General features: G+C 61.7%; 9 protein-coding genes. All 9 read left to right on the forward strand.

Annotated elements, in window-relative coordinates; genetic code table 11:
• Positions 1-11 precede the first annotated feature (11 nt).
• Positions 12-2,879, forward strand: coding sequence for a PD-(D/E)XK nuclease family protein (locus BV034_RS15905; RefSeq protein ID WP_050027991.1), 2,868 nt, complete (start codon positions 12-14; stop codon positions 2,877-2,879).
• The gene (locus tag BV034_RS15910; protein ID WP_050027992.1) at positions 2,876-6,040 is read left to right on the forward strand and encodes a UvrD-helicase domain-containing protein; all 3,165 of its coding nucleotides are present in this window, start codon (positions 2,876-2,878) and stop codon (positions 6,038-6,040) included. The genes BV034_RS15905 and BV034_RS15910 overlap by 4 nt, the downstream gene beginning before the upstream one ends.
• A 136-nt stretch (positions 6,041-6,176) precedes the next feature.
• On the forward strand, positions 6,177-7,955 hold the full coding sequence (locus BV034_RS15915; protein ID WP_265593061.1) for a hypothetical protein: 1,779 nt from the start codon (positions 6,177-6,179) through the stop codon (positions 7,953-7,955).
• A gap of 29 nt (positions 7,956-7,984) precedes the next feature.
• Positions 7,985-9,124 carry a DegT/DnrJ/EryC1/StrS family aminotransferase gene (locus tag BV034_RS15920; protein ID WP_050027994.1) on the forward strand — a complete coding sequence of 380 codons (1,140 nt, stop codon included), beginning with the start codon at positions 7,985-7,987 and terminating at the stop codon, positions 9,122-9,124.
• A 20-nt stretch (positions 9,125-9,144) separates the two neighbouring features.
• Positions 9,145-9,903, forward strand: coding sequence for a class I SAM-dependent methyltransferase (locus BV034_RS15925; protein WP_050027995.1), 759 nt, complete (start codon positions 9,145-9,147; stop codon positions 9,901-9,903).
• Between the two features lie 5 nt (positions 9,904-9,908).
• Entirely contained in the window at positions 9,909-10,934 is a 1,026-nt protein-coding gene (locus BV034_RS15930; protein ID WP_050027996.1) for a glycosyltransferase family 2 protein, read from the forward strand.
• Positions 10,931-11,878 carry a WxcM-like domain-containing protein gene (locus BV034_RS15935; RefSeq protein WP_050027997.1) on the forward strand — a complete coding sequence of 316 codons (948 nt, stop codon included), beginning with the start codon at positions 10,931-10,933 and terminating at the stop codon, positions 11,876-11,878. The genes BV034_RS15930 and BV034_RS15935 overlap by 4 nt, the downstream gene beginning before the upstream one ends.
• Positions 11,879-11,982: 104 nt before the next feature.
• A complete protein-coding gene (locus BV034_RS15940) occupies positions 11,983-12,750 on the forward strand; it encodes a hypothetical protein (protein ID WP_265593062.1) in 768 nt (255 codons plus the stop codon).
• A 29-nt stretch (positions 12,751-12,779) separates the two neighbouring features.
• Positions 12,780-13,979 (forward strand): glycosyltransferase family 4 protein, encoded by a 1,200-nt coding sequence (locus BV034_RS15945; RefSeq protein ID WP_050027999.1) that lies wholly within the window; start codon positions 12,780-12,782, stop codon positions 13,977-13,979.
• Positions 13,980-13,996 lie beyond the last annotated feature (17 nt).

Here is a 13,996-nt window from a genome sequence, read left to right on the forward strand (position 1 = left end):
ACGTTCGACACATGGCAGGTGTAAAACTGACATTCTGGGGCTGGGACTCGCCGGTGCTGCACAAGGCTGCGGCAGAGCTTTCCCACGGGTGGAGCAGCGGGGCGCTGGACCTGAGTGACACGCTCATCATCGTGCCCACGGCGGAAACGGTGCGGCGACTGCGCGAGGCTCTGGCGGTGGAGGCCGGAGCCCGGGACAGCGTGGTGACGGCTCCGCATCTGTGGCACGCCGGCCTGGTGTTCCAACCCAAGGCCACCGCCATCCCACTGGCATCGCCTCTGCAGGAGCGGGCGGCCTGGACGGAGGTGCTGGCGAAGGTGCCGCTCGGGGAGATGACGGCTCTGTTTCCCGCGGCCCCGGAATCGCAAGATCTGACCTGGGCCTCTGCGGTGGCGGAGACGGTCGGCACCTTGAGGAAGACGTTGGGGGCCGGAGGTTATACATTGGCAGCGGCGGCTGAGGCGCTGGCTGGGCTGGATGATCCCGCCAGGTGGAGTCAGCTCGCAAGGCTGGAGGAGCTGTACCTGGAGACACTGGAGGCCTGGGGCCTGGCCGATGGAGAATCTGCCAAACAGAATGCGGCCAAGCAGGCGGTACTGCCAGAGGGGGTGACGCAGGTGAAGGTCTTCGCTGTGGCGGATGCGCCACCGCTCTTTGGCGTGTGGTTGCGTCATGTGTCTGAACAAGTGCCTGGGACGGTCTTTGTCCAGGCACCGGCCGAGGGGAGGGCTGGGTTCGATGAAATCGGGATGCCCCGTATCCTGAGCTGGGGTGGTGACGCGAGGCTGGAGTGCCCGCTGCCGCATGATCGCATGCATCGTGTACCCGGTGCGGAGGATCAGGCACGCCTGTCCGTACGACTTCTGGGAGAGCTCGCTGCCATCGGGCAGGAGGTGGCAGTGGGGTCCTGTGATCCGGCGTTGAACAGTGTGCTGGAGGGGACCCTGACCTCCCAGGGAGTGCGGGTGTACAATCCGGCGGGACGTTCGGCCAGGCAGCATGGTCTGGTACAGGTGTTGCGGGCAGGCTGGCGCGCCGCCCGCAGTGCGTCATGGCGGGATTGGCTGCCCTTTCTGCGGCTGGACGATGTGTCACGCGCCCTGTGTGCGGAGACGGGCATGCTGGTCACCAAGTACTATGAGCAGCTGGACGAATTTGACGCGACGCATCTGCCGCCGACGGTCCGGGATGCGCAGTCTCTTGCCGCATTGCATGAAGCCTGGGCAGAGCTCGGGCAGGTGCTGAGTGCCGTGGTACGCCATGCCGAGGGCTGGGACGCGGAGACTTGCGAGGGGGCGGTGAGGAACTTCCTGCTCTGGCTTTACGGCGAGACCGAGTTCGACAGCGGCCGGGAGCATCAGAAGCATCATGGGGAACTCTTTGGCCAGGTGGTGCGGCTGGCCATGCAGATGGATGCAGGCCGGGCGGCCGCGGGGGCCTCGTCCTCACCAGCGGATGCGGCGGCATGGCTGGGGCTGGTGTTTGATGCGCTGGAAGAAGGGCAGCTCACCGACCTCCGTGGCGAGGCGGACCTCGTGCTGCACGGATGGCTGGAACTGCTGTGGGAGTCGGCTCCGGGGTTGGTCATCACGGGGTTCAATGACGAACATGTGCCTGGCACACTGACGGCGGACCCCTTTCTACCTGACAAGGCGAAGGCAGCGCTCGGGCTGCCCTGCCAGGCGACACGACGGGCGCGTGATGCTTATTTCCTGAAAGCGATGGCGGAGCAGCGGGCAGGAGGTCGCACCCTGCACACGGTGCTGGGGCGGCACACGGCGGAGGGTGATGCGTTGCGTCCCTCCCGATTGCTCCTGGATGCCTCGGATGACGATCTGCCACTGCGGGTGAAGCACTTGTTTCCTGCGGAGGACGAGGTGCAGGCTCCGCCGCGCCCCTTGCGGACGCAGGCCTTCCAACTGACGCCTCCCTTGCGGAAGTGGACACGAAGCGCCATTTCTCCGACAGCACTGCGGCGTTATTTGCAATGTCCGTTCCGCTTCTATCTCACCGACGTGCTGGGCATGGAGTCGGTAAGCACAGGGTTGAGGGAGCTTTCACCCGCCACGGTGGGGGATCTGATTCACCAGGTGTTCAAGGCCTTCGCTGATGAGACGGCGGTGGCGGAGAGCCGGGATGCAGGGATCATTGCGGCGTGGCTGGAGGCTGAGCTCGACAAGCGAGCGGCGTTGTACTTTGGCTCGGAGCCGCTGTTCTCCGTGACCTTGCAGGTGGAGTCACTGCGACAGCGTCTGGCGGCCTTTGCCGAGAAGCAGGCGGAGCTGCGCGAGCAGGGGTGGCGCATCCTGCGGGCCGAGGAGAAGATCCAGGCTGACTGGGGTGTGGACTTGGGCGGGGTGATTCTCTCGGGCAAGATCGACCGCATCGACAGGAATGACAAGACGGGCATGCTGCGGGTGATTGACTACAAGACCTCGCGGAAGAAACCCGAGGAAGCGCACCATCGGTCAGCTCGCAAGGAGCTGCTCGCCGATGTGAACCAATCGTGGAAATGCTTCGATGACGCCAGGGGCAAGGCCCGCTGCTGGACAGACCTGCAACTGCCACTGTATGCGAGGGCTGTCTCCGCAAAACTTGCAGAGGGAGCGCCCGTGGAGGCGGCTTATTTCCTGCTTCCCGCTACGGTGAGTGAGGTGAAGACGCATGTCTGGGAGGGGCTGGAAGCGGACCTGATGGACGCTGCCGGGGACTGTGCTTGCGAAGCGGTGCAGCGCATTCGTGATGGGGTGTTCTGGCCTCCGGTGGAGGATCTGAAATTCGACGACTTCGCAGAGTTGTTTCAGGGGGATGTGATGAAGGCCGTGGCCCCGCCGGAACGCTGGCTGGTGGAAAAAGTGGCGGAGGAACTGGCGCTATGACGGAACTCAAGAACGAGCTCATCCGCGCTTCCGCAGGGACGGGAAAGACGCACTCCCTGGTGCAGCGCTATCTGTGGCTCCTGGAGCATGGGGCGGAGCCGGAGCGCATCGCGGCCATGACGTTCACGCGCAAGGCGGCGGGTGAGTTCTTCGAGCGCATCCTGCAAGAGCTCGCCACCCGCAGCATGAGCACAACCGGTGGTGGTGCAGCCCTGGCGCTGCTGCGGAAGGTGGTGCGACGCATGGATCAGTTGCGCCTGGGCACGATCGACAGCTTCTTTGCCACGATGACGCAGTGCCTGCCCTTTGAGCTGGGGCTGACGGGCAAGGCGGCACTGATGAGTGAAGCCGAAGCCACGCGGGCGGAAGAGGAGGTGATGGACTCGCTGCTGCTGGCCATCGGAAGAATGAATGACGCGGCCGCTCTGGATGAACTGCGGGAAGCGTGGAAGGCGGCCAGCCATGGAACGGAGCAGGGACGCCCCGCGGAGGCTCTGGCCACGTGGTGCGGACGTCTTCATCAACTGCTCATCGAATGCCCGGATCCGTTGAAATGGGGCGGGGCCGAGGCGATCTGGGATGCAGCCTCCCCGGCCTTCCCGATCTCGGCAGCCGGTCAAGATCTCGCCGCTGCGGTGGATCGTTTGGAAGGGGTGCTGGACTACGCCAAGTTCGACAAACGCGCGCCTCAGAAGTGGGACGACTTCTTTCAGGCGGCCCGTGAGTACGATGGGTTTCAGAAGTTCGACAAGCCCATCGTTTACATGCTGGATTCGGACCGTGGGGATCACTCCCGTCTGCGTCTGGGCGGGGTGGAGTGGAAGATCTGGAAGGCGGTGCCGCTGGATCGCCAGGCGGGCAATGCACTGGCGGATGTGCTGGAGATCCTGGTGGCGCGTGCGCTGCTGGTGCACCTGCGGCGGACACGCTCCCAGCGGGAGATCGTGCGGATCTATGAAACCACCTACCACCGGCAGGTGAGGTCGCGCGGCAGGCTGGTCTTCAGTGATCTGGCGTGGCTGCTGTGTGGCAGGGTGCAGACCACCGCGATGGCGGAGCACGACTGGGAAGCCATGCGGACGGCGCTGGAGTTCCGCATGGATGCGAAATACGATCACTGGCTGCTGGACGAGTTTCAGGATACCAGCGAGCGACAGTGGGAGGTGATGTCACCCCTGCTGGAAGAAGCGCGGCAAGATCCGGAGGAGCGCCGGAGTGTCTTCCTCGTGGGGGACGTGAAGCAGAGCATCTACCTCTGGCGCCAGGCGGAGCCGGAACTCTTCCACCATGTGGAGACGGCCTGGAGCGGTCATCGGCTACAGACCACTCCATTGAACGAGAGTTACCGCTCCTGCCCGCAAGTGCTGGGGATGGTGAATGGAGTGTTTCTGAATGCGGAGCGGGAGCTGGAGGCTCTTTTCCCAGGGTTGGGACGGCTGTGGAAGTTCGAGGAACATCGCTGCTCGGCCCGGGTGGCGCGGCTCGCGGGGCATGCCGCGCTGGTCCACGTGGCTGCCTTGGACGAGGAAACTACGGAAGAGGACGGGCCCATCACCATGGGGGCGGCCAATCTCATCCGGGAGATCAATCCCATTGGCCGGGGGCTGACGTGTGCGGTGCTCGTGCGCAGCAACCGGACGGCGCGGGCGCTCTCGGATGCGTTGCGCCGTCTGCTCGGGATGGAGGTGATTTGTGAATCCCAAGAAAACGTGGTGGTGGATAACCCCTCCACCCTGGCGCTGCTGAGCTTGCTGCAGGTGGCCGTGCACCCTGGGGACTCTGCGGCGTGGGAGCATCTGCTCATGTCGCCCCTGCGGGAGGCCATCAACACCCAGAGGTTGACCCGACCGGCGCTGACGGCTCGGGTGCGGGCGGATCTGTCGAATGAAGGTTTTCTGCCCGTGCTTCAGAAATGGGCGGAAATCTTGCGTCAGGCACTGCCTGCGCAGGATGCCTTCACCTCCCGGCGTCTGGCCCAGTTGCTGGATCTGGCCGCAGATTTTGACGAATCCGGCAGTCGCGATGTCGGTGAATTCCTTTCCACAGCGCGTGATCACTCGGTACGCGAGGACAGCGCCTCGGCACAGGCCATCCAGGTGATGACGGTGCACCAGAGCAAGGGCCTGCAGTTTGACGTGGTGATCTTGCCGGAGCTACAGGGAGAGGCGCTCGATGCCGTGCAGCGCAACCGTCTTTTCGTTGCCAGAAAGAAACGGGGCACGGTGGGATGGATGCTGGACAAGCCGGAGAAGGTGGTGGTGGAGCGGGATGACGTGCTGCTCACCGAGCAGCGGCGCGAGAAGGCCCGGCAGGCCTTTGAGGGGCTGTGTCGCTTCTACGTGGCCATGACCCGGGCCAAGCTCGGCCTGTATGTGCTGCTGGATCCCAAGAAGGTGAGAGCCAGCAACAATGAGGGCAGACTCCTGGCAATGCGGCTGGAGCCTGGCTTTGACCCTGTGCCCTATGACCCCGTGGGAGTGGGCGGTCTTGCCACATGGGAGGTGGGGGAAAGGTCCTGGTACCTGGCGCATGAGGTGACGAAGGTGCAGGCGCAGGTCGCCAGCGTGGCCGTTCCAGATGCCAACTTGGGCCTGCTGATCCGGGCGGTGAACAAGCCGTTGGAGCGCCGTGCGCCATCAGGCGAGGAATCGTTTGTCCTTCGTGGTGGGGAGTTGCTTTCCACGGCGAGGGAGGTGAAGCGCCAGCACGGGACGCGGGTGCATGAACTGTTCTCCGCCATCGCCTGGCTGGAAGACGTGCCGGATGCCGTGGCTCTCTGGAGGACCAAGGGCTGGGTGGCTGCGGATCTGGCTCCGGATGGTGCAGGTGATCCCGCTGCGGAAGAGGTGTTAAAGGTGCTTTCCGCCCCAGAAGTGCAGCCCTGGTTCCGACAAGGTGGCCAACGGCGCACGGCTTGGATGGAGCGGCGCTTTGACTACATCGAAAAAGGCGGCTGGGTCAGCGGGATCGTGGACCGGGTGGTGGTGGAATGGGATGAAAACGGCGATCCCATTCGGGCGACCATTCTGGACTTCAAAACGGATGCAGTAGCGACGGAGGAGGACATGGCGGCCCGGGGGGGCGGGCTATGCCCCGCAGTTGGCGCTCTACGTGCCCGCGGTGATGAGGATGACCGGTCTCAAGCCGGAGGCGATTCATAAGGCGCTGATTTTTACCATGACCGGTAGGGTGGTCCCCGTCTGAAGGGACGGTTCTACCGAAAAGTCCTCAAAATGCTAAACTTTTTGCTTAGTCGTGCTTGCGTCTCAATTTCTAGGTCACTAGAGTTGACGTCCCATGCCAAACCCCCAAGGCGCGGATTCCTCACCATCAACCAGTAAGAAACTCCAGACATGGGCCACATGGCTCGTGGCGTGGGTTCCTGCGCTGGCGATGCTGCTGTGGCTAAACCAGTACGTGATGCCGCTTCCGTACCATGATGACTGGGAATTTGTCAGCCAGTATCAGCATTGGACCGAAGGCTCATTTGATCTGAAGGATCTTTTCCGGCCGATCAACGGACAACCGTTGGCAGTGCCCAAGATGATCTTCTTCGCGGCGCTCAAGTGGAACAACGGTGATCTTTCCATATTGCCGTACTTGAGCTGGTTGATGTCGGTGGGGATCGCCGTTGGCCTCTGGTGGCTAAGTCGCTCGTGGCGGAAGGAGTTGGCCGGAAAGGGCTGGTATCTGGTCGGCCTGTGGAACCTGGGTATCTTCTCGCCAGCGCAAGAGGGCACGTGGTTTTGGAACTGCACCTTCCACACTTACATTCCTGGATTCTGTCTGGTAGCAGGTGTGGTGGTGATGCTGGGTGGGCTGCCCGTTTGGGTAAGGCTTGCGCTAAGCGGACTGGCGTCAGCGGTGGCGACTTTTTCTTTTGGTGCAGGGTTTGTGGTGCCCTGGCTGTTGATGCTTCTCATCCTGTCCCAGATGTTTGGCCCTCAAAGGCGTTATCGACTGCTTCACCTGGGAGTTTGGGCGTTGCTGGCAGCGGGTCTGGCGTATCTGGCCCTGTTTGGATTTCCGGAGTCGGGTGGGGGAGGTGGGTTGGGGGATCAACTGGCCCGTCAGGCGGGGCGACCATTGCTGGTCGGCTCCTATTGGCTGTTGCTACTGGGCAGTACGCTGGCAGATGCAGCACCCTTTGAGCCGGTCACCTTTGGGATGGTGATGGGAGGTTCACTGCTTTTGCTGGGAGCGGTCGCGGCAGTGAAACTGATCCGGCGTGGAGAGTTGTCACAGGCCATGCCGTGGCTGGTCTTTGGCGCCTGGGCAGCGGGGAATGCGGTGCTGATCTCGATCGTCCGTCTCAACAACTTGCTCGATACCGCACTCGCTCCTCGGTACGCCACGCACATGCACTTCTTTGTGGCCGGAGCGGTTGGCCTGATGGCGGCGGCATTTTGGGTAAGAGGACAGTTCGGTCGGTTGGGATTACCCGCGGGTGCAGCTGTGTTGATTGTGGTGCAGGCCTTTGCCTGGGGAGACGGGCAGCAAATGATGGCGACGCAGTATCGGCGTATGCAGCAGGACCGGGCGGTGCTCAGCTTTGTCAAGATCCTCGAACCCCAGCCCGGGTTAATCTGGGCACCGGTGGCTCCGTCAGACACGGTGAATGTGGCCAAGTTCATGTCAGCTCATGGCCTGATTCGCGGCTTGAAGTTCATGGATTCACTGGATCCCGGGAGCTATCGCCAGGGGCCGCCCCTGCCTGAGAAATGGGGTTCATGGAAACTGGTTCGCGACGAGTCGGGAATCTTCACTGCAACTGGCACTTGTGGATCGTCCAAGCATATGGACGTACTGCCTGATCTGGTGGTTCTGACTGTTCCAGATGCCACCGGGGCCGAACGGATCGCTCATCTGACCAAGCCGTTGTTGCCGGAGGATTTCGAGCGCCGGGTTGCCGCGCTCCGTTTGCATCCAGATCATTACTTTGGCTGGTCCTTGCAACTGCCGCCCGGTACGCCCGAAAGCGTGAAGGCGTACGGCTTCTACGGAGAGAAATACCATCTCCGGCTCATCCCCAAAGCACAGGCGGCCGCAACTGGCGCAGCGCTGTCGAAACAATAATTTGCACAACGTAGTTTTGCGTCACCGGCATGTCTGCTCCACTGTTCGATCCACCCACCTTCAGCGCCTACCCCCTGGCAGACTGCCAGGCTCACCAGGAGGAGATCCATGCTGCGCTGCAGGAGTTTCTGCGCGGTGGAAGTTATATCCTCGGTCCCGAGGTGGCGGCTTTCGAGCGTGAGTTTGCCCAGTTTGTTGGTGCGTCGCAGGCGATCGGAGTTGCCAACGGGACAGATGCCATTGAGGTGCTGCTTCGTGCGTTGGAGATCGGGTCGGGGGATGCTGTAGCGGTGCCGTCACACACAGCCGTGGCGAGTGCATCGGGCATCGCCCGGGCGGGCGCTCAGCCGATCTTTGTCGATATTGACCCAGACACCTTCACAATTTGTCCTGACGCCTTGGAGGAGTTGCTCAAGTCGTCAATCGGTGCACGCGTCAAGGCGGTACTGGCGGTGCATCTCTACGGACACCCTTGTGATATGAAACGCCTGGAGGAGGTGGCCCGGGCCCACGGTGTGGTCTTGCTGGAGGATTGCGCCCAAGCCCATGGTGCGGTGTCTCGCGGACGCAGTGTTGGAAGTTTGGCGAGAGCGGCGGCATTCAGCTTCTACCCGACAAAGAACCTTGGAGCTCTTGGCGATGGAGGGGCTATCACCACCTCTGATGCTGCATTGGCTGAAGCCTGCCGGGTCGTGCGTCAATACGGATGGAAGGAGCGCTACATCAGCGCCTCTCAAGGAGTCAACAGCCGCCTGGATGAGTTGCAGGCAGCGTTGCTCAGAATCAAGCTAAGGGCATTGCCTGTGGGATTGCGCCGTCGTCGGCAACTTGCCGCGCTCTATGGATCCCTGCTCAAAGGATGCCCGAACTTAGTGACGCCCGTTTGCCGTCCGGAGTGTGAGCATGCTTATCATCTCTACGTGGTGCGCACTCCGCACCGGGATGGATTGACGAAGCACTTACTGGGCAAGGGCATACCCGCGGCCCTCCATTATCCGGCAGCGATTCACCAGCAACCCGGCTACACAGAGGTGGCTGCACTATCGCCACCCTTGCCGTCCACCGAGACTGTCGTGAAGGAGATTCTCACCCTGCCGCTGCATCCCTACCTTGATGATGCGGCCGTGCATTACACCTGTGCAGTTGTCCGTGAATATTTGTCCGCGTAACCCGTCAATTAACGCCTTCCATGCTGAACAAAGAATATGAAACCATGCGCCAGGTGGAGGACACCTACTGGTGGTACCAGGTGCTGCATGGGTATGTGCCCCAGCAGGTGGCAGACTTGCTGAAGGACGGCTCAGGGCGGGTGTTGGATGCCGGATGCGGCACCGGCGGCACGCTGCGCCATTTGCGGGACCGCAATAAAGCATGGGATCTGCACGGCTTCGATTTCTCGCCCCTGGCCGTCGAGTACTGCAAGTTTCGCGGATTCAACCAGGTGAGTCAGGGCAGCGTGGACGCCATCTCTGCGGAGGATCGCAGTTTTGACGTGGTGATCAGTCTGGATGTGCTGTGCCACGCGGGGCTGGATGAGACCAGGGCGGTGGCGGAATTTGCACGGGTGGCCAAACCGGGGGGACATGTCATCCTCAACCTCCCGGCATTCTATTTCCTGATGGGTCGGCACGACATCGCCGTGGGCAGTGTGCGTCGCTACGATGAGCGTCGAGTCAGGGAGTTGATGGCGGAAGCCGGACTGCGGATCAAGGAAATACACTACTGGAATGCGTGGCTTTTCCCGCCCATCCTCCTGTGGCGGCAGTTCAGCCGCCTGCTGAGTTTTGGGCGTGAGAAGGAAGAGGCCAAGTCGGACCTGACGCAGCTGCCGGGGTGGTTGAACAAGGTTCTGGCCGGGGTGGCGAGGGTTGACCTCAAACTCTGTCGATGGGTGGGAGTGCCGATTGGCACGTCTGTCTTTGTCGTGGCTGCAAAGCCCAACTCCTGACGATCATGGAACGGAACTTTTTGAATTCTGCTACGTCCGAATCCCTCTGGGTGAGCTTCGTAGTTCCCCTCTACAATACGGGGGATGCCCTTGGCAGGCTCCTTCATGCGTTCCGAGAGCTGAACATTGCTGGGGGCTATGAACTTGTGCTGGTGAATGATGGCAGCCCCGATGGTACGGGAGACCGGGTGCCAGGACTGATCAAAGACCTGCCGTATCCGGTGACCTTTGTGGATATGGCCAGGAACTTCGGCGAACACGCCGCTGTGCTGGAGGGCTTCCGACACGCCCGCGGCAGGTATGTGGTGAATCTGGATGACGATCTGCAGAATCCAGTGAATGAGGCCCTGCGATTGGTGGCGCATCTTGACCGGACCGGCGCGGATGTGGTGTACGCTTACTACGAAGAGAAGAAGCACGCCTGGTATCGCAATCTGGGAAGCCGGCTGACCAACAGCATGGCAACTTTGCTCGTGGGAAAGCCACGTGATCTCTATCTGTGCAGCTTCCGGGCGCATCGGCGTGAACTGATCGACTGGCTGGTTCGCTACACCGGGCCCTATCCCTATATTGATGGATTGATCATTGGCTCCACGAACCGCATTGAGCGTCTTCTTGTGGCACATGAAGAGCGTGCGGTCGGCCAGAGTGGCTACACTCTGCGGCGGCTGGTGCGACTTTGGATGAACATGTTCTTCAACTTCAGCATCATTCCGCTTCGGATTGCAAGTGTGTTGGGGGTGGTATCTTGTTTGGTGGGGCTGCTGGGGTTCATGGTGGTTCTGCTGGAGTATGTCTTCTTCAAGGTGCAGTCCCCGGGCTGGAGCTCGTTGATGGCCGGCATCACCGTATTCTCAGGAGCCCAACTCATCATGCTTGGGCTTATCGGAGAGTATGTAGGACGCACCTACATGACGCTGGCTGGCAAGCCGCAATCGCTGGTCCGGAGTGTCACCGACCATCGTGTGATAGGGAACACCGGGATCGTGACCAATGCGACCGCGTCGGGCGCAACCTCTTCTGTCATATGACGACTACGTCCAGCGTAAAGCTGCACTCAGACGCCCGGTGCCACTCGCTCGAAATTGGGGAAGGAACGGAGCTGGAGGCCTTTGCCTATGTGGAGAGCGGTGCCAGAGTGGGAAACGACTGCCTGATCGGTGCGCACTGCTATATTGAGAAGGGGGTCAGCCTCGGCAACAAGGTGATCGCAGAAGGTGGGTCACGCTTCTATGCTGGCCTGGTGGTGGAAGATGAGGTGCATGTGGGGCGCAATGCCACTCTGGCTCGCGCTCTCCACAGCTGTGCTTCGCAATCTGGGCAAACCACGCCTTCCATCCTCCTGCGCCAGGGGTGCCATATCGGTGCCAATGCCACGATCTGTCCGGGAGTCACGGTAGGGGCTCATGCCATAGTGGATGCAGGCGCGGTGGTGACGCACTCCGTGCAGCACTATGCCATCGTCTCCGGCAATCCTGCTCATGTGGTGGGTTTTGTGAATGCCAAGGAGCCGATTTCGACCGGGAAAGGGGAGATCAACCGCGGCGAGGTAGGGGTGACGGTGTCCCTCGTGAGGGGGGTGACCGCCTACGACATCCCCTACGTCAGTGATCCGCGGGGAAACCTGACGGTGGGGGAGTTTGAGCGCACCCTGCCTTTTCAGCCCAAGCGCTACTTCATGACCTTCGACGTGCCGAGCGCGAAGCTAAGAGGGGAACATGCGCATCGCACCTGCCACCAGTTCCTGATCTGCATGCACGGCTCTTGCGCGTTGGTGGTGGATGACGGGGTGAATCGCGAGGAATACCTGTTGGACCGACCCACGTTCGGCATCCATGTGCCCCCCATGATCTGGGCGACGGAGTACAAACACACTTCCGATTCTGCCCTGCTGGTGTTTGCGTCTGAGTATTATGACGCCGGGGACTACATCCGGGACTACCACCAGTACCTGAAGGAGCTGAGGCCGCAATAGGGAGGGTGGTGCCCGGAAAGCCCATGGAGGTAAATCATGGGCTAGGAGGGAAATGATTGGATGACAGCGGATTGCGGGATTATTTGCGTCCCTGCCAAAATTCTATGTCGTCCTCAGTATTGTGCATTGCCCACCCCGGTCATGAGTTGCGTGTTCTTCAGTGGCTCCGTGAGGCACGCCCTGTGGTTTTGATCCTGACGGACGGCTCGGGATCGAGCAAGTGTTCCCGTCTGGAGGCGTCTCGTACGCTGGTGCAGGATGCGGGAGGCACCGTGGGCCGGGTCTTTGGCCGCTATCCAGACCGGGGACTCTATGAGATCATCCGCAACCAGGATCTCGCCGCCGTGGTCGGGCTGGCGGACGATCTGCTGGCCACCCTTGAAGAGTCCAATGCGGACGTCATTGCCGGAGACATGCTGGAGGGGTTCAACACCGGCCACGACCTGTGCCGGATGCTCATTCAGGCGGCGGTGGGCCGGTACTGTCGACGCCGGGGTCACCCGGTGAAGAATTACGAAATCGTGCTGGAGCGTCTGGCCGCCACCATGGCAGTGCGCAAGCCAGCAGTGACCCTCCGGCTTGGAAAGGATGAGATCGCCGCCAAAAGGAGCTGCGTGGAGCTCCGGTTTCCGCAACTGGTGGAGGAGATGGACCGCGCCGTAGCGAAATACGGCGATGTCGCCGTGGCCACGGAAACCCTTTTTGAGGCAGCGGACGGGTTGGATGACCGATGGCTGGATGCGGAGCCGCCGTACTACGAGACCTTTGGGCGGAAACAGGTGGCTGCAGGTCTCTACATGGAGGTGATCACTCATGAAACCCACATGCGGCCCCTCGCCCAGGCCTTGCAGAAGTGGGCGGCACAGGCATGATGGGATGCCTGCCGCCCGAATTCTGAGCTATGCGAGTCCTCTTTACCAACCATGGCCTGAATCTGCGGGCGGGCACCGAGCTCTATGTCCGGGACATCGCAGTCGCCCTTCTCAAGCGGGGGCATGAGCCCTGGTGCTGGTCCACGGAACTGGGTGCGGTGGCCGAAGAACTGCGCGCCGAGGGGATCTTGGTGGTGTCATCGCTGGCCGACTTGCCCGGCCGACCGGATCTGATTCACGGGCACCACCGTCTGGAAACGACCGCAGCGGGCCTGTATTTTCCTGATGTGCCGGTAATTTCCTATTGCCACGGACCGAAGGCCTGGCAGGAGAGACCCTGTCGGCTGCCGAATGTGGCCTTCTGGATCGCGGTGGATGAGGCCTGCCGGGAGAGGCTGGTCATGGAGGAGGGGCTTGACCCCTCACAGGTCAGGGTCCTGCTGAATTTTGTGGATACAGAGCGCTTTCCCCAGCGGGGTCTGCTGCCGTCTCGCCCGGAGCGGGCGTTGGTTTTTAGCAATCACGCCTCCAGGGATACGCATGTGCCGGTGCTGCGCCAGGTTTGCGAGGCTGCGGGTATCCAGCTGGATGTTGCCGGGCTGGCGAGCGGACAGGTGGTTGAGGATCCGGGGGGATTGCTGCCGCAGTATGACCTGGTGTTCGCCAAGGCGCGTGCCGCCATTGAGTCGATGGCTGCGGGTTGCGCGGTGGTGCAGTGTGATTCCTTTGGGGCAGGCCGGATGGTCACTCCGGATAATTTCCATGAACTGCGTGAGCGAAACTTTGGCTTCACCACCATGAAGATGCCGCTGACCGTGGATCATCTGGCCGGGCAGGTGCGGTTGTATGACGCCGTAGCGTGCCGGGCATTGAGTGATCGCGTCCGGGTGGAATGTTCCCTGGATCACGCAATGGATCAGTTGCTGCGGCACTACGAGGACGCACTCCGATGGATGCCCCCTCAATCATCGGGCGCTGGAGATTTGCGGCGTGCGGCACTTTTTCTGGAGACAGAGATTCCTCACGCCCGGGCGGGCAGGGAGGTGGTGGACCTGCGGCGGGAACTGGGCAAACTTCGCGGCGAGTTGGACCGGGTTCGTGGGGAACGTGATACGGCCAAGGCGTCGCTGACGGTGGCAAAGGATCGGTTGAAGGAGAGCAAGGCGTTGGCGGCAGCGTCTCCGCAGCGTCGCTCATGGTGGAATCGATTGACCGGCCGTCGGCGGTAGGGGCGGCTGCTGAAAGC

The organism is Verrucomicrobium sp. BvORR034 (genome assembly GCF_000739635.1).
In the GTDB taxonomy this organism is placed as follows: domain Bacteria; phylum Verrucomicrobiota; class Verrucomicrobiia; order Verrucomicrobiales; family Verrucomicrobiaceae; genus Verrucomicrobium.